Source organism: Sphaerisporangium album (assembly GCF_003323745.1).
GTDB lineage: Bacteria > Actinomycetota > Actinomycetes > Streptosporangiales > Streptosporangiaceae > Sphaerisporangium > Sphaerisporangium album.
Window position 1 is genome coordinate 31,827 of the sequence record NZ_QOIL01000034.1, and the last position, 16,518, is coordinate 48,344.

The window sequence follows — 16,518 nt, forward strand, 5'->3', positions numbered from 1 at the left end:
CCCAGCATGCCTGGTCATCGACGTACCACTCGAACAAGGCCAGAGCTGGCAGGGCGGCGCAGTTGACGCATTCGACGTCGCCAGGGTGGGCCACGACCTTCGCAGTACTCCCTCACGACGTCAGAGGTTAGGGATCGCAGGGTGAGGTGTTTTCCCTGCTCAAGCAGTTCTCATGTCAAATTTCCGGGGAGAAGCATGGACATCACGCACGCCTACGCGGCGACCGTCACGAAGGCCGAGCGGGATGCCGCCGGCGACCTCATCGTGTACGGCAAGGCCACCGGGCCCGACATCGACCTCGACGCGCAGATCTGTGACCCGAAGTGGCTCAAGTCCGCGATGCCCAAGTGGATGACTTGGGGCAATTTGCGTGAAATGCACCAGCCGATCGCGGCCGGCATCGGCATCGAACTCGCCGCCGAGGGCGACGACTGGATGCTGAAGTCCAAGGTCGTGGACGACGGCACCGCGAAGAAGATCGAAGCCGGTGCCTTGAAGGGCTACAGCGTGGGCATCAAGAACGCGCAGGTCGTCAAGGACGCGCAGGCCCCGGGCGGGCGCATCGTCGGCGGTGAGATCGTCGAGGTGTCCTATGTGGACCGGCCGTGCAACCCGACCGCGACGATGGCGATCGCCAAGGCGGCCGGCGCGCAGGAGGTCCTGGCCCCCGTGGACACCGCCGGGCACCCCATCTTGGGCTCGGACGACCAGCAGGACGGGTTCGACCGTGCCCGGGCGGTGCGCTTGGTCAAGGCGATCGCCGCCGACGGCACGGTGGACGAGCAGCCCGACATCGAGGGCGCCGCTCAGGCCATTGCGTTGATCGCGGGCCTGATTCAGGCCGAGGCGGCCGAGCTGGCCGCGGGGTGCTACGACGAGACCTACGACATCAGTCTGCTGCTGCGGGCGGTGGAGGCGCTGAAGGTCTTCCTGGCGCGCGAGCGCGCGGGCACGGGTACGACGGCGATGAGCGAGACGGCCGGGTATCTCTCCCTGGCCGCAGGCGCCGACACGACCAAGGGCCCGGCCGGTGAGAGCGTCCCGGGCGCCGCCACGCTGGAAGGGCTGGCCTCGCAGGTCGCCGAACTCGGCGCGCTGGTCAAGCGCGCCTACTCCAAGACCCAGCGCGATGAGGCGGCCGGCAGCGGGGAGGCCCTGCCCGACGGGTCGTTCCCGATCAAGACCCGCGAGGATCTGAAGAACGCGATCGGGGCGGTCGGCCGCGCCAAGGACCCGGCCGCCGCGCGGAGGCACATCATCAGCCGGGCCCGCGCGCTGGAGGCCGCCGATCTGGTCCCGCAGGACTGGACCAAGGCCGCGGTGCCGGACACCATCAAGCTGAGCGAGATCGCCGATCTCGTGCGGGACGCCGTAGCAGAGGCCACACGTCCGCTGGAGGAGCGCGCCAAGACGCTCGAAGCGGAGCTGGCGAAGGTCAAGGCGACCCCGATTCCCGGCGGGCCGGTCATCACCCGGACCGCCGTCACCACCCCCGCGCGAGGTGAGGCCGCCGACAAGGCCGCCTACTACCGGCAGCAGGCCGGCCAGGTCACCGACGCGCAGGCCCGGGCGGGCTACCTCAAGCTCGCCGCCGACGCCGAGCGCGGCCTGACCGCCGACGGCGGCAACTGACCTTCAGCCAGCAAAGGAAGATCACCATGCCTTACGCAGTTCCCACCCCGTCGGAGATGTTCTCCGACGCCACCTCCGGCGCCGAGGTGGCGCAGCGGTTCGAGACCTACAAGTCCGCGCTGTCGACGCAGCATGCGCGGGCGCAGTCCGGCGCCGAGGTGTTCATGCCCGGCGTGGGCATCGTCGCCGACGCCGGCCGCCAGGCCGAGCTGGTCGGCGCCCGCGTGGAGGCGATCACCAAGGGCCTGTCGGCCGATGCCCTGGCCGCCGTGCAGGGCGAGCTGGACGCGCTCAAGGCGGTCACCGCGGACATCGGCAAGGACTGGACGCTCACCAACCCCAACTCCACGGGCCTGGTCCCCTACGACCTGGAGGCGCCGGCCAAGCTGCTGGTGCCCCGGGCGACGCCGCTGCGCAACTCGCTGCCACGCAGCAAGGGGCAGGGCACGGCCCGCCAGTTCAAGCGGATCCTCGGCTGGTCCAACTCCGGCACCGGCGGCGTGGCCGACCAGATGGCGTTCATGGATTCGGGGTCGATCAGCACGGCGTTCGGGCCGGTCAACCTGCGCCGCGGCGCGAAGATCGCCTACACGTCGGATTCGAAGTCGGTCGCCTATGTCGAACAGGGCCTGTCCGACAGCGTGATCTGGAAGGCCCAGTTCGCCGGCCAGGGGTTCCAGGACATCCGCAGCCTGTCGCAGACGGCGCTGCTGTGGGCCACGCTCGGCGCCGAGGAGCGCGGCATCCTGCTGGGCCGCGGCGCCTCCGGCAACGGCTACGCCGGCGCCATCTCGGCACCGGTCATCTCCATCACCTCCTCGGCGAACGGCGGCGCGGTCGCGGCGGGCACCTACTACGTGAAGGTCACCGCGCGCGGCGGCGGCGGGGAGTCGGTGGTCTCCAACGAGGTCAACACCGGCGCCCTGTCCGGCGGGGCGAACCAGTTCACCGTGACGGTCGCCACCGAACCCACCGGCGCGCTCGGCTACAACCTGTACGTCGGCACCGCCTCAGGGGCCGAGACGTTCGTCACCAGCTTCGCCGGGAACACGATCACGGTCCTGACCACCCCGGTCACGGGCGGCGCGGCCATGCCCGTCTCCGACGGCACGGCCAACGCCAACGGCTACGACGGGTTCCTCACCGTTCAGGCCGACCCGGCGGTGTCGGGGTACTTCAAGCGGCACAACGCCTCCATCGCCACCACCGGGGACGAGTTCCTCCAGGCCGCGTTCATCGGCATGTACGGGGCCAACGCCATCGGCAACGCCGACCGGCGGCTGGCCGACCCCGACGAGGTGTGGCTCGACGGGCAGATCAGGAAGGTGCTGGGCGACTACCTGAAGAAGACCGCCACCAGCTCGGCGTACCGGATCGCGCTCACCGAGAGCGACGCCGCGGGCGGGGCGACCATCGGCTCGGTGGTCAACGCGATCGCCAACCAGGTCACCGGCAAGATGGTCGACCTGCAGGTGCATCCGTACATGCCGCTCGGCTGCGTGCTGATCCGCTCCCGGAGCCTCCCGGTGCCCGACTCGGAGGTGTCGAACACCTCCGAGATCGTCAACGTGCAGGACTACATGGCGATCGACTGGCCGGTTATCCAGTACACCTACGACTCCTCGACCTACATGTACGGATCCCTGGTGCACTACGCGCCTGGATGGTCCGGTCTGGTCGTCGGCGTCCTGCCGTAGCAGAGCCACGCCAGGCAGCCCCTCCTGTCGTCGTGAGGCCCCGAGCGCTCCCCTGAGCCCGGGGCCTCACCCATACCTCGAAGGAACCACAGTGCAGCAGCCCACCATCGGCGACATGGTCCACGTCCTGGTCGATCCCGCCGGCAACAACGGCAGCGACATCGCCGCCGGGATCGTCACCCGCGCCTGGGAGCCCATCAAGGTCAACAACCGGGGTGAGCGCGTCGACCGCCTTGACCCGGAGGACCTCAAGGAGGAGCCGGGGGTCCGCGACGCGTGGCTGATCAACGCCCGGGTGCAGTACGACACCAACCAGTCCGACTGGCTCACCTCGCTGACGCTGTACGCCGACGAGGACTCCGCGCGCGAGCGTTTCCCCGACCTGCCGCCCGCCGTCCCGCAGCGCGCGTTCTGGCCTCGGAGGGGTTGACCATGGACCTGTCCGGACGCGCATCCGAGACGGCGCACTACGCCGAGTTGTTCGGCTTCGGGCACCTGCCGCCGCACCAGCAGGCCGTGGGCAAGCCGTGCCACGACCTCGCCATGCAGATGATCAAGGCGCTGCCGGACGGTCACCACCTCGCCGCCGGCCTGCACTCCCTGTTGCAGGCCAGGGAATCCTTCATCCGCGCCGCGGACGCCCGGAAACCCTCGTGAGGGTCGTCGCCCCCGCCGCGGCGTGCGTCCAGGTCGATGGCCTGTCCGGGCGCCGCTACACCGCGCGCGACGGCATCTACGAAACCTCCGAGCGCGACGGTCGCGCCCTGCTGGCGGCGGGAGGGTTCCTGCCGTCGCTGTCAGGCGCCACGTCCCGCTCCACCGGCTACCGGTGTCAGGCCTGCGGGTTCGGGGCGTTCATCAAAACCTGCAGCCGCTGCGGCGGCCTGTGCGAAAGGGAGTGAGCCATGCCACCGACCAGGCGCGGGCAGACCAGGGCCTCGGCGCCCGCGGCCGAGCCCGCCGACCTTGCCGAGCCCGCAGAGCCTGCGGGGCTCGCCACGATGGCCGAGCAGCCGTGTTCCGAGCATTTCCCGGCCGGTTTCGGCGAGGGCGTCTTCTCGGCCGGGTGCGAGCACGGCATCTGGTACGCACCCCAGGGCGAGCCCCCCGGCGACGCGCGGGAAGACGCCGGCGGGGGCGGACGGCAGGCGCCAGCCTCCGATGGCGAGAGCCAGTGACGTTCCTGCTCACCGAGCCGTACGTCACGGCCGCCGAGTTCCGCGCGTCGCCCACGTGGCTGGACACCCAGAACCTCGTGCCCGGCGGCGCCGAATCCGCCCAGGACGCCGAGCTGGTGAACGTGCTGCTGCGCGCGAGCTCGTGGGCGGACGGGCAGGTGAATCAGCCGCTCGGCGCACACCCCCACACCGAGCAGATGCGCGTCCAGATCGGCCGAGCAGGCCGCCTGTCGGTGCATGCCGAGCACTCCCCGGTGCGCCAGGTCACGGCCCTGTCCTACGGTCCCACTCCCGGCAGCCTGACGGCGATCGCGGACCTGTCCGCGCTGTGGGTCGAGGACGGCGTGCAGATCGTGTGCGGTCTCACCGTGGCGGGGAACTGGGGCGGGTTCCTGGAGTTCGGGGCTCCCAGCGCCGGCGCCGAGGTACACCTGCGAATGTCATATGTCGCCGGGTACGCCTCCACCACGCTGGCGGCCGATGTCGCCGCGGCGGCGACCTCCATCACGGTGGCCGACCCGATCGGCATCTACCCCGGGGACGTGCTGCGGATCTGGGACCCGGGCGCCGAGGAGGCCGTCACCGTGGCGCCCGGGTACCTCCCCGGCTCGACGACCGTGGCACTGGCCGGGCCGGTGCGCGCCGGGCACGCGGCGGGCGCGGGAACCTCGGCGCTGCCCGCCGACGCCCACCAGGCCGTCATCTGCCACGCCGCCGCCTCGCTGCTGCGCGAGCCCACCGCCGGCAGCGGCGACTACCCCGAGGCGCCCTACGAGCCGGCCGCCCGGCGCGCCGACGGCAGCACCCGGCGCCGGGACCTGCTCAGCGAGGCGGCCCGGCTGCTGCTGCCGCATCGGAGGGTCCGGTGACCCGGGCGCAGGTACGCGACGGCATCGCCACGTTCTTCGGCGGCCCGTTCGATGCCGGCCAGCGGCTCTACCGGGGCGGCCCGCTGCACTCCTACGGCCTGGCCACCGTGCGGTCCTACTTCGCCAAGCGGGTGCCGGACACCGACTACACCGCCGGCCTGGAGCCCGGCCGGGCGATGGGCACGGTCGGCGTGGTCCACCTGGGGGACGCGGTGGAGCGGCGGACCGCGATCGGCGGGGCGACCGGCGGGTGGAAGGCCCGCGTCTACTCGGTGAGCCTGCACCTGTACCACCTGGCCACCACGCCCACCGCCGAACAGGCCCAGGCTGACCTCGACGAGCTCCTGGAGGCCGCCGCCGCTCTCATCCACGGGGACCGGACGCTCGGCGAGGTCGTCCTGCAGGCCGGCGAGTCCACCAACGGAATCCGGTTCTTCCTGGGCCAGCCGGCCTATGGCCCGGGCACCGAGCACATCCGCACCTACGCGTCGCTGACGTTCGACGCCGACGTCTACATCCAGGCATAGGAGAGCGCCGTGAGCTGGCGATACACGGGCGAGACGCCCGCGACCTACCCCGCCTATCTCGCGGTCGGCGAGGACGGCGAGGTCACCACCCTGCTCGCCGAACCGGGCCAGGTGTACAACATCCGGCCCGCCGACGGCACCGAGACCGTCACGCCGGGCGAGAAGGAAGGTGACAAGCCGACCGTGCGGAAACTTCCCGTCCCGCCTGATGGGCCGTGGGAGCGCGTCAAGGCGACCACCAGCGACAAGGGCAAGGAGTAGCCGTGGGCGTCTTCGCAGGGGCGCGGCGATGGGTCGGCATCGCCAAGGAGGTCACCCCCGGCACGGCGGTCGCGCCCGCGCTGACCATCCCCGTCGACAAGTTCGACCCCTCCGACGACGTGACGCAGCTGGACGACCAGGCGCTGCGCGGGTCGATGTCCAAGCAGTACGGCCAGTACTCCGGGCCGATCATGTCGAGCTGGGACCTGGGCGGGCCGATGTTCGGCGACGCGCTGGGGTACCTGCTGCACAACGTGCTCGGCGGGTACGCGGTCACCGGCGCCAGCGCGCCGTACAGTCACACGTTCTCGCTGCTCAACAGCGGTGACGGGCAGCCGGTGACGCACACGCTCACCGACGCCACGGGCATCCCGGCCACCGGGCTGGCTCGCCAGTACCCCTACAGCTGCGTCAGCGAGTTGACGATCACGTGGAATGCCGAGCAGCTGTGCAGCTGGGAGGCTAAGGCCACCGGCTGGCCCAGTGTCGTCCCTGGGGCGCCGCCGACCAACACGCTGTCCACGGTGCCGCCGATCCCCTCGTGGCGGGGTGCGGTGGGCATCGGCGGCCCGGCGTCGGCCGGCACGCTGGTGACGGATGTGACCGAGTTCTCGGTGACGCTGTCGCGCGAGGTCACCCCGTACAACACCGCCGACGGGTCGCAGGCGCCGTTCGTGATCGCGCGCGGCGCGCTGGACGTGACGGGGAAGTTCACGCAGATCGCGCAGTCCGAGCAGCGGCTGCTGGATCTGCTGGCCAACACCCAGCCGCAGCTGCAGTTCCTGCTGTCCAACGGCGGCACGCTCGGCGGCCTGGTGTCGGTGCAGTTCGACTTCCAGAAGGTCGGCTACCGCACCACGAAGATCAACCAGGGGACGATCTTCGTCTATGACGTCGAGTTCCAGGCCATCGCCAACGCCACCAACGCCGGCGCGAGCGGCGGCCTGGCCCCGGCCAAGGTCGTGCTGAACAACGCCGTCACGACCTACTGACCCCCGCCCCCCGGTTACTCGAGGAGTCCCGATGCGCGTACCCCTGCCCGACGACCAGTGGGCCGAGATCCTGGAACCATCCGACCTGCGCGCCGGCGACCTCAAGGCCGTCCACCGGGCCGTGCCGATCGGTGCCAGGTCGGCGGCCTTCCTGGACGAGATGGACTGCGTGATGCTGCGGCGCGTCATCACCGCCTGGTCCCTGGAGCTCCCGCTGCCCAAGGACCTGCCCGGCGACGCGGACACCGGAGAGCCGGGCAGCCTCGACAAGATCACGATCCCGCAGTATCGGGCGCTGGTCGCCGCGATCGCCCCGCACATGGCGCTGATCCACGAGGACCCGGCCTCGGACCCAAAACCCTCCAGCGAATCCGCTGGTACCTCTCCGGGCAGCCCGTCGACCTCGGCGAGCACCTGACCGAGATCGTCGACTACGCCCTGTACGCCGACCGGTACGGCTGGACCCCCGCCCAGGTCGACGAACTCCCCGCCACGGTAGAGCCGTGGCTGCTCCCGATCGCCGGTGAGATCGACAAGGTGAGGAGTGGCAGTGGCTGATGTCCAGGTCGGCGCCCTCGTTGTGGCGCTGGAAGGGTACGGCCGGCGCGCCTCGGACGGCGCCCGGGCGGCCGCCGATGTGATGGCGCTGGCCTCCGAGCGGGAGATCAAGACGACGCTGCGGACGTACACCCACTCCAAGGGCACGCTGACGCCGTCGCCGCCGGGGTCGCCGCCCGCGCTTGTCTCCGGCGGCCTGCGACGGTCGGTGAAGGCGCGTAGGCCCCGCCAGACCGGCGCAGCCCGCTGGGAGGCCCACACCGCGCCCAGCATCGAGTATTCGCGCATCCAGGAGCTCGGTGGGTGGACCGGCCGCGGCCACCTCTCCTATCTGCCGCCCCGCCCCTACGTCGGGCCCTCCCATATCCGGCTGATGGCTTCTGGGGAGCTGGAGCGGCAGGCCCGCGCGGCGTTCGCAGCCAAGGTCGGGCTGACGTGACCGAGCTGCCCCCGGCGGTAGCGAAGTACATCGCCGACGCTGACCCCTTCGTCCGCGGTACCAGCACCGCGGTCGAGGCGGCCAAGAAGTTCGACCGCGACGCGAGCAAGGCCGCTCTCAGCGCCCGCCGGATGGGCCTGGCGGCCAAGGAGGCCGGCGAGAAGGCCGCCCTGGCCACCCGGGCCGCGGCGGAGGGCGCCGAGAAGGCCGCCAAGGGCCTGCTGAAGGAGGAGCAGGCCGCCCGGCTCGCGGCCCGCGCGGTGCGCGAGCTGGAGCGCGCGTCCCTGGCCGAGGCGGCCGCCGCGATCGCCTCGGCCGAGGCCTCCGACAAGGCCGCCTCCGCCTACCGCAAGCAGGCCGCCGGGTCGGCCTCGGCGACCAAGAGCGCGACCCTGATGCGCAGCGAGCTGGTGACGCTGGCCGCCGCCGCGGTGGCCATCGCCCCGGCGTTCATCGCCGCCGGCGGCGGGGCCGTCGCGTTCGGCGCGCTCGCGATCCCCGCGGTGAAGAAGGTCATCGACGCACAGACCGAGATGGCCGACACCTGGGACAGCCTCTCGGCCCGGCAAAAGGTCTCCGCGGCCGCGACCCGCACCCTGGTCACCGACTACAAGAGCCTGGCCAAGGCCGTCGAGCCGGACACCTTGAAGGTCTACAACGGCGCCCTGGCGGTCACCGCGCAGATCATGCCCCGCCTGGAGCCGATCACCCGGGCCACCTCGCGGGCCCTGCTCGACTTCGAGGACAACCTCGGCCGGGCGCTCGACAGCCCCGAGGCCCGGCAGTTCACCACCTGGATCGAGTCGCAGGCCGGCCCCTCGATCGGCGTGCTCGGCGACACCCTCGGGTCGACCGCGCATCTGGCCGCGAGCCTGACCCAGTCGCTGGCCCCGCTGGCCACCACCGGCCTGTCCCTGATCGGCATCACCGCGAACCTGGCCGCCAAGCTCAGCGACTTGTCGCCCGAGCTCGCCCAGCTCGCCGTGCTCGGCATCGGCCTGCGCGGCCCGATATCCGGCGCCGGCAACATGCTCGGCAAACTCGGCGACAGGGCCAGGACCTACACCGCGGCGTCCAAGGGTGCCTCGGTGGCCACCAAGGCGCTGAACCTGGCCACCGCCGCCGGGCCCGCCCTGTACGTGGCGGCCGGGGTCGCCATCGGCTACTTCGCCCTGAAGGCGATCAACGCCAAGAGCTCGACCGACAAGCTGGTCGAGTCCATGACCGTGGCCAACCGGGCGCTCGGCAACAACCTGGCCGGCTACGAGGCGATGAACCGCGCGCTGACCGCCCAACTGGTCCCGGCGACCCAGCGGGTCGACGCCATGACCAAGCAGCTCGCCGGCGACGTCAACGCCAGCAACATCCAGCTGTACCAGGGCGCGCAGGCCGCCCAGGCGCTGACCAACGAGTGGGTCTCGGCCGCCAAGTCCGACGTCGACAAGAAGATGGCCAACGTACGGGCCGGGGCGGCGGCGCTGGCCCGCCAGTACGGCATCACCTCCGATGAGGCGATCACCCTGGCCGACGCGGTGGGCGTCGACATGTCCAAGGGGATCTTGGAGAACGGCCGCGTCGTCGCGTCCACCGCGGCGAAGTTCGACCGCTACCGCCAGGCCGTGGAGATGGCCCGCAACCCCACGGCCGTGGTCACCCAGGCCTGGAAGGATGCGGCCAACGAGGGGCTGGTCCTTGAGCAGCGCGTCCAGGCGGTCAGCAATGCCATGAACGCGTTCTTCACCCCGGCGCTCGGGGTGCTCAGCGCGACGAACCGGATGCGGGATGCGTTCGCCGCGACCGAGCAGGTACTGAAGAAGCGCAACCGGACGGCGGCCGAAAGCAGCCGTCAGCTGGAAGCCGACCTCGGCACCATCGGCCAGTGGGTCACGGCGCAGAGCCAGGCCAAGCGCAGCGTCCAGCTCACCGACGCGGCCATCGCCTCACATCTGCCCAAGCTGCTGACACTGGCCGGTAACAGCCGGGTCGGGTCGGCGGCGATCGAGGGGCTCGCGAGTTCGCTGGGCGGCACCATCACCCGGGTCAAGGGCGCGATCATCGTCACCGACCGGCTGGGCAACCGCGTCAAGGTCCTGCCCAACGGCAAGATCATCAAGCTTAAGGCCGACAACGCCCAAGCGAACGCCGCGATCTCGGCGACGCAGGCGAAGATCAACGCTTTGCAGGGCCGGACCGTGTACATCAACATGGTCCGGCGGGATTTCGGCATCGACGTCTCCCAGACCGGAGTGCCGTGGGCGCCCAAGAGGGCCGCCGGTGGCATCGTGCGCCGAGCGGGCGGCGGCCTGGTGCGCGGGCCGGGCACCACCACCAGCGACAGCATCCCCGCCATGGTGGACGGCGGCGGCCTGGTCATGCTGTCGGACCAGGAGTACGTGATCAACGCCGAGCAGACCCGCCGGCACCGCGCGCTCATCGAGGCGATCAACGCCGGGAAGTTCGCTGGCGGCGGCCTGGTCGAGCGGTACGCCGGCGGCGGCCCGATCGGCTACGCCTCCGGGGGGAAGGTGAGCGTCGGCGGCGTCTACGTCTCGGCGGCCCAGTGGCGGAGCTTGGGCCAGCAGCTCGGCAAGGACTTCCTCAAGACCATGTCCGACGGCACCGCCCGGCAGATCGCCTCCTTGGACTCGCGGCTGGAGAAGGCGATCGCCAAGCTGTTCGGCGGCAAGCGCACCCAGCTGGACAACAAGCTCATCGCCTACCTGGACCGCAACAGTGCCCGCCTGGAGTCGCTGGCCAAGCAGCGTGACGCGGCCTCCAAGGCGCTGGCGGCGGGCAAGGAGTACGCCTCCGGGCTGACCAGCAACGCCCGGTCGTTCGCCGGGCTCAGCGCGCTGGACGGCCCGACCGACGCCCGCCAGATCCGCCAGGGCCTGGGCATGAAGCTCTCCCAGATGACCCGGTTCGCCTCCCTGGTGGCCGCCCTGGGCAAGCGCGGGCTGTCCAAGAGCCTGCTGCGCCAGGTCCTGGACATGGGCCCCGACGACGGCCTGAAGTACGCCGAGATGCTGATGGCTGCCGACAAGGGCACCTTCTCGCAGATCAACACCGTGCAGAAGCAGATCGACTCGGCGTCGACCGCGCTGGGCCGCTCGGGGGCGGACATGCTGTACGACGCGGGAAAGGACGCCGGGCGCGGCTTCCTCGCCGGGTTGCAGTCGGAGCTGAAGTCCCTGGACAAGACCATGGACACCCTGGCCCAGCGGATGGCCAAGAGCCTCAAGAAGGCATTGAAGATCAAGAGCCCGTCGCAGCATCCGGAGATCCGCGCGGCCGGCGCCATGACGGTCGCCGGCGTCGCCGTCGGTGTCACCTCCAGCCTCGGCGCGCTGGACCAGGCGAGCGCGCTGATGGCCCCGCGGCTGGCCCGCCCGCGCGCCCGCCCGGTCATCGCGCCGGTCGTCGCGCATCGCGGCTCTTCCACCGCGGCGGCGGTGTCCGCTTCGGTGCCCGCGGTGAACGTGAAGGTGTTCGTCGGCGGCCGGGAGGTCCGCGCGGCCGTCCAGGTCGAGACGCTGCGCTACGCCCGGCGTAACCCGAGTAACGGGCTGTCGCTGCCGGGCGGTGGCTGATGGCGCTGGTCAATCAGTGGGTGGACTCCTACGCGCTGTCCGCCGGGTTCGTCATCCCCGACCCGATCATCTCCACCCGGCAGATCGCGGTCGCCAACACCGCCGGGAACTGGCTGGTCTGCTCGGTGTCCTGGCACACCGGGGCCGGCGCGCAGAGCGTGCCGACGGTGCACGTCGGGGACGACGTCCACAACTACTGGGTTCCCCTGATCCGGATCTCGGGTGTGGGCGGCGGGGTGGCGATCTGGGCCGCGCCCAACGCCCGTGCCGCCTCCCGGGTATACCTGTCACCCACCGACTACGTGACCGGCCTGGCGGCCAACGTGGAGGAGCACTCCGGGCTCGGTAACTACCTGCAGGTCGCCGACCGTAAGACCGCCACCATCTCACCGGGCACCACGGCCTCCATCACCCTGGCCGCGCCGCCTTCCCAGGCGCTGGCGCTGGTGGCTGGCGGCTCGGACAGCGCGACCGCGACCCTGGCCAGCGCGACGGCCGGATGGTCCTCAGCCGCCCCGGTGTCGGGCACCAACGGCGTCGACCAGACCTCCGACACCCGGCTGCTGCCGCGCTTCCAGACCACCAGCGGAAGCGTCAGCGTCACCTACACCACCTCGGCGGCCGCGAACATTGTCGTGGCGGGCATGACCGTGCTCACCGCGGCGGCGGCTCCGGCGCAGCCGAACCCGAACTGGCCCGTGGTCGAGCTGGCGGCCGGGTTCGGCTCCGGTGCGCAGACCCCGCGTGACGCCATCACCTGGACCCCGCTGCCGGGCCGGCTGCTGGAGCTCGACGCCAGCCGCGGCCGCCAGTTCGAGCTCGGCACGCTGGAGGCTGGGGAGGCGCAACTGCGGCTGCGCAACGACGATGGTGCGTTGAACCCCGCCAACAGCTCGGGCCCGTTCTATCCGAACGTGACCGACATGACGCCGGTCCGGGTGCTGGCCACCTGGGGCGGCCGGGTCTATCCGGTGCTGCACTCCTTCATGGAGCGTTGGCCGCAGACCTGGCGCGATCCGCACTGGGGTGAGGTCAACGCCACGGCGGTGGACGCCTGGGCCACGATGACGACCGAGCTGCCCAACATCGCCCAGGGCGAGATCCTGGTGGATGCGCCGTACGGGTACTGGCCGCTGTCGGACCCCGACACCGCGACCTCGGGCAGCAACCTCGCCGAGGGCAACACCGAGCCCATGGTGCAGTACGTGTCCAAGTACGGCCCCGGCTCGGCGGCTGCGACGTTCGGCGTCGACCAGGGCATGCTGACTGGGTCGCCGAACAACACCGCGTGGGAGAACCGCGGCCTGACCTCGTTGCAGGTCAGCAACGGCTACTCGCTGCGGTACGGCCCCGTCCCGCAGATGCCTCCGGTCGCCGCCGGGTACACCGCGGAGTTCTGGGCGCGGCTGGACGTCGCCGCCTCGCAGCCCGCGGCGAACCTCGGCTTGATCGCCATCAAGAACTCCGGCCTGACCGTGATCATCGTCTATGTCGACATCGCGACCGGGAACGTCGCGGTCGGGGATTGGGACCCGGTCACCAAGGCGCGTACTAACAGCGTGAGTTCGTGGCCGGCGCTCACCGGCAAGTACCTGCACTATGCGCTGACCTTCAACACCGCCGGGTGGAAGCTGTACGTCAACGCGCAGCTCGTCGCAAGCCGGGTGTGCCCGCTGGACTCCACGGCGACGTTCGTGTCGGTGTGCGGGCAGGCCGATGAGGTCTACCACGGCCGCATGTGCAACGGCAGTTTCGCGCACGTGGCCATCTACCCGCGGATCCTGCCCTACGGCCGGATCCTCGCGCACTGGTGGGCCGCCAGCTCCGGCAACGAGAACGACTCCCCCGACCAGCGGATCAACAAGCTGATGGAGATCGCCGGATGGGGCGGCCCCCGGAACATCTCCTACACCACCGGCGGGTACGTCGTCCCGGCCAGCGGCATCCAGGGCCAGGCCCTGGCGAGCGCCGTGGAGGAGATCGCCGCGACCGACGGCGCAGGGCTGTACGTGGACGACATGGGGTATGTGTGCGAGACCAGCAAGACCTACCGCTACAACCGCACCCCCGCCTACGTCTTCGGAGACCGGCCCGACCTCGGCGAGGTCCCCTACGCCGTCGGCATGGGCGTCGACCGTGATCCCGGGCAGGTCGCCAACGACATCACCGCCACCCAGGCCCACTACGGCCGTCAGGCCCGCGCGGTCGACGACGCGTCGGTCCAGCAGCGCGGCTGGCGCACCCGCGACGCGGTCACGCACGTCAACGACCCGCTCGGCGTGACCGACATGGCCAACTACCTGCTGATGCGCAACAAGGCCCCCGGCCAGCGCATCGCGGAGATCGTGCTGGACCCGGCATCCAACCCCGCCATCTGGCCGACCGCCCTTGGGATCGAGACCGGCGACATCGTGGCCGTGAACCGGCGGCCGATGGGCGGGGTGCTGATCACCGGGACGTTCGAGGTCATCGGCGTCGGCCACCACGTCGTGCCGCACCAGGAATGGCGCGTACGCCTGTCGCTGGCCCCCGCCGACCCGTTCTTCTTCCGACTCGACGACGCCACCTATGGCGTCCTGGATGGCCCGGGGGTGCTCGGATGGTGATGCCCGCGCCGGCACGGCGCAGCGTGATTCAGGCGGCCGACGAGATGTTCGGCGTCACCTCCCTGGAGGCGTACCTGGACTACCTGGACGCCAACGTGGACCGGCTCGGCGTGCCGTTCGTCCCCCGGCCCGAGGGGGACGCGCCAGAGTCGGGCACCGCGTACGCGCGGGTGGACCACGCCCGGTGGATCGCCGACTGCCCGTGGCAGTGCGGCGCCTCCCACGCCGTCCCGCGCACCGAGACCCGGTTCTGGTGCACCGGCTGCGCCAACGGCGCCAACGGCGCCACCGGCAAGACCTGCGCCCTGGCGTGGCCGGCGGCGCGGCAGCGGATCGAGGCCAACCTGTCCACGCTGCCCGCCTCGCTGGCCTCCTGGCCGTGCGCCGAGGACATCGCCCGCTACCAGGCCGGGCAGACCGCGGCGATGTGCCAGGCCTGCCGCACGATCGGGGAGGTGTAGATGGCGACCGTCCCGGCCCCGCGAACCTGGGTCGTCGGGGAGGTCGTCACCGCGGCCAAGATGAACGAGCTCCGTGACGCGCTGAACTTCATGCTGTCGCCGCCGCTGTTCATCCTGGGCCACTCGGTCGCCCAGGCCACCCCCAACAGCGCGAACTACAACCTGCTGTTCGACACCGAGGTCGTCGACCGTGACAACGGGCACAGCACGGTGACCAACACCTCCCGGTACGTTTCGCAGACCGCGGGCTACTACGCGTTGTCGGCCAACGTCCCGTGGGTGACCAACGGCACCGGCGTCCGGCAGGTGTTCTTCCTCATCAACGGGACGACCCTGGCCGGATGGGTGTCGCTCCAGGCCGGCGCGTCCGGATCCATGGGCCTGAGCCTCAGCCGCCGCATCTACCTGGCCGTCGCCGACTTCGTGGAGGTGCAGACCTTCCAATCCTCCGGGGCTGCGCTGAACACCCAGACCGCCAACGGCGGCATCTCCTTCGAGGGGCAGTGGAGCAGCAAATGACCGTCGTCCACGGCACCATCACCGCCCCGGGCGCCGGAACCCCGCGCGGCGCGTCGGTGGTCATCACGCTGGTCGACCTGGAAGGCCGCCCCGTCGCCGGTTTCGACCAGGCCGCCGACGCCGAGGTCCTGGGCATGGCGAGCGTCCAGGTCGCCGCCGGCGGGACGTGGGCCCTCCCGCTAACGCCCACCGCCCATATCACCAGCCCACGCGGCGACACCCTGTACCACGTGCAGGAACGCGTCCTAACAGGGGTGGGCGCGTCGTACTACATCGTGGTCCCGGACTCCGGGACGCCCTGGGCCGGCGACCTGCGGGTGCCGCTGCCCGGGGCGGCCGGCCAGGAGCTGGCCGGGTTCCTGCCGCTCGGTGGCGGCGCACTGTCGGGCCCGCTGCTGCTCCAGGACGGCTTCCCGGCCGCCTCCCAGGCGTACGTGGCGGCCAACGGCGGCGGTGGAGGCGGCGGGCACACCCCGCAGCTGTACTCCGGCACCAACGCGCCGAGCACGCTGCGCGTGGACGGAGACCTGTACCTGCGCACCAGCAACGGGGACCTGTACCAGCAGCAGGCCGGCGCCTGGGTGCTGGCCGGCAACCTGCGCGGACCGCAGGGCGCCACCGGGCCCGCCGGCGCGGCCGGCGCCCAAGGCCCCACCGGCCCGACCGGCCCCACCGGAGCAACGGGCGCGCAGGGCCCCAAGGGCGACCCGGGCGAGCAAGGCCCGGCCGGGCCACCGGGCGCCGGCGGCGGCGCGCTGGCCACCGCGGACACCGGATACATCGACACCGGGAACATCACCGTCGGCACCGCCTGGACGCAACTCGGCCCCGAGCGCACCGTCGCCGCGGCCACCGGCGACGTCCTGGTGCTCGATCCAGACCTGATGGCCAACAACGCCGGGTCCGATCTGCAGCTGGAGGCGGCGACCCGGGTCTCCGGCACCGACACCGGGTGGTGGTCGACGGGCACCACGTCCTCGAGGTGGCCGGGCGGTATCGGCACCTGGTACGTGCCGACCGGCGACTTCACCGGCCCGCGCGGCGGAGAGCGCTACACCGTGCAGCCCGGCGACGTCACCGGCGGGCAGGTCACCGTGCGGCTGTACGGCCGGGTCGGCGCCGGGTCGCGCACGGTGTTCGCGAACGCGACCTACGCGCTGCGCTGGACCCTCACCAACCTGGGATAGGA

Annotated in this window: 17 protein-coding genes; all 17 read left to right on the forward strand. The window is 71.4% G+C overall.

The genetic code is table 11. The features are described from left to right. The first annotated feature begins 195 nt into the window (after nucleotides 1-195). The 17 genes from DQ384_RS38170 to DQ384_RS43895 all read left to right on the forward strand — a co-directional run bounded on the left by DQ384_RS38170 (nucleotide 196) and on the right by DQ384_RS43895 (nucleotide 16,516). Nucleotides 196-1,632 (forward strand): hypothetical protein, encoded by a 1,437-nt coding sequence (locus DQ384_RS38170; RefSeq protein WP_114033763.1) that lies wholly within the window; start codon nucleotides 196-198, stop codon nucleotides 1,630-1,632. Between the two features lie 26 nt (nucleotides 1,633-1,658). Beyond that, nucleotides 1,659-3,329, forward strand: a complete 1,671-nt coding sequence (locus DQ384_RS38175; protein ID WP_147269056.1) for a hypothetical protein — start codon at nucleotides 1,659-1,661, stop codon at nucleotides 3,327-3,329. Between the two features lie 91 nt (nucleotides 3,330-3,420). Continuing rightward, nucleotides 3,421-3,759, forward strand: coding sequence for a hypothetical protein (locus DQ384_RS38180; protein ID WP_114033765.1), 339 nt, complete (start codon nucleotides 3,421-3,423; stop codon nucleotides 3,757-3,759). A gap of 2 nt (nucleotides 3,760-3,761) precedes the next feature. Then, nucleotides 3,762-3,986: a hypothetical protein gene (locus tag DQ384_RS38185; protein WP_114033766.1), complete on the forward strand. Its 225-nt coding sequence runs from the start codon at nucleotides 3,762-3,764 to the stop codon at nucleotides 3,984-3,986. Continuing rightward, complete coding sequence (locus DQ384_RS38190) at nucleotides 3,983-4,231, forward strand: SprT family zinc-dependent metalloprotease (protein WP_114033767.1); 249 nt, start codon at nucleotides 3,983-3,985, stop codon at nucleotides 4,229-4,231. The genes DQ384_RS38185 and DQ384_RS38190 overlap by 4 nt, the downstream gene beginning before the upstream one ends. Nucleotides 4,232-4,234: 3 nt before the next feature. Next, nucleotides 4,235-4,507: a hypothetical protein gene (locus DQ384_RS38195; protein ID WP_114033768.1), complete on the forward strand. Its 273-nt coding sequence runs from the start codon at nucleotides 4,235-4,237 to the stop codon at nucleotides 4,505-4,507. Beyond that, nucleotides 4,504-5,376, forward strand: a complete 873-nt coding sequence (locus DQ384_RS38200) for a hypothetical protein (protein WP_114033769.1) — start codon at nucleotides 4,504-4,506, stop codon at nucleotides 5,374-5,376. The genes DQ384_RS38195 and DQ384_RS38200 overlap by 4 nt, the downstream gene beginning before the upstream one ends. Then, nucleotides 5,373-5,903, forward strand: coding sequence for a hypothetical protein (locus DQ384_RS38205; protein ID WP_114033770.1), 531 nt, complete (start codon nucleotides 5,373-5,375; stop codon nucleotides 5,901-5,903). Before DQ384_RS38200 ends, DQ384_RS38205 begins: the two co-directional genes overlap by 4 nt. Nucleotides 5,904-5,912: 9 nt before the next feature. Next, entirely contained in the window at nucleotides 5,913-6,164 is a 252-nt protein-coding gene (locus DQ384_RS38210; protein ID WP_114033771.1) for a hypothetical protein, read from the forward strand. Nucleotides 6,165-6,166: 2 nt separating this feature from the next. Further along, nucleotides 6,167-7,156, forward strand: coding sequence for a phage tail tube protein (locus DQ384_RS38215; protein WP_114033772.1), 990 nt, complete (start codon nucleotides 6,167-6,169; stop codon nucleotides 7,154-7,156). Between the two features lie 31 nt (nucleotides 7,157-7,187). After that, the gene (locus DQ384_RS38220) at nucleotides 7,188-7,574 is read left to right on the forward strand and encodes a hypothetical protein (protein ID WP_114033773.1); all 387 of its coding nucleotides are present in this window, start codon (nucleotides 7,188-7,190) and stop codon (nucleotides 7,572-7,574) included. Between the two features lie 132 nt (nucleotides 7,575-7,706). Next, nucleotides 7,707-8,153 carry a hypothetical protein gene (locus DQ384_RS38225; RefSeq protein WP_114033774.1) on the forward strand — a complete coding sequence of 149 codons (447 nt, stop codon included), beginning with the start codon at nucleotides 7,707-7,709 and terminating at the stop codon, nucleotides 8,151-8,153. Next, nucleotides 8,150-11,743 (forward strand): hypothetical protein, encoded by a 3,594-nt coding sequence (locus DQ384_RS38230; RefSeq protein WP_114033775.1) that lies wholly within the window; start codon nucleotides 8,150-8,152, stop codon nucleotides 11,741-11,743. The genes DQ384_RS38225 and DQ384_RS38230 overlap by 4 nt, the downstream gene beginning before the upstream one ends. Beyond that, nucleotides 11,743-14,349 carry a LamG-like jellyroll fold domain-containing protein gene (locus DQ384_RS38235; protein ID WP_114033776.1) on the forward strand — a complete coding sequence of 869 codons (2,607 nt, stop codon included), beginning with the start codon at nucleotides 11,743-11,745 and terminating at the stop codon, nucleotides 14,347-14,349. The genes DQ384_RS38230 and DQ384_RS38235 overlap by 1 nt, the downstream gene beginning before the upstream one ends. Continuing rightward, nucleotides 14,343-14,810 carry a hypothetical protein gene (locus tag DQ384_RS38240; RefSeq protein WP_114033777.1) on the forward strand — a complete coding sequence of 156 codons (468 nt, stop codon included), beginning with the start codon at nucleotides 14,343-14,345 and terminating at the stop codon, nucleotides 14,808-14,810. The genes DQ384_RS38235 and DQ384_RS38240 overlap by 7 nt, the downstream gene beginning before the upstream one ends. Continuing rightward, entirely contained in the window at nucleotides 14,811-15,329 is a 519-nt protein-coding gene (locus DQ384_RS38245) for a hypothetical protein (RefSeq protein ID WP_114033778.1), read from the forward strand. Continuing rightward, nucleotides 15,326-16,516 (forward strand): hypothetical protein, encoded by a 1,191-nt coding sequence (locus tag DQ384_RS43895; RefSeq protein ID WP_114033779.1) that lies wholly within the window; start codon nucleotides 15,326-15,328, stop codon nucleotides 16,514-16,516. Before DQ384_RS38245 ends, DQ384_RS43895 begins: the two co-directional genes overlap by 4 nt. The last annotated feature ends 2 nt before the right edge of the window (nucleotides 16,517-16,518 follow it).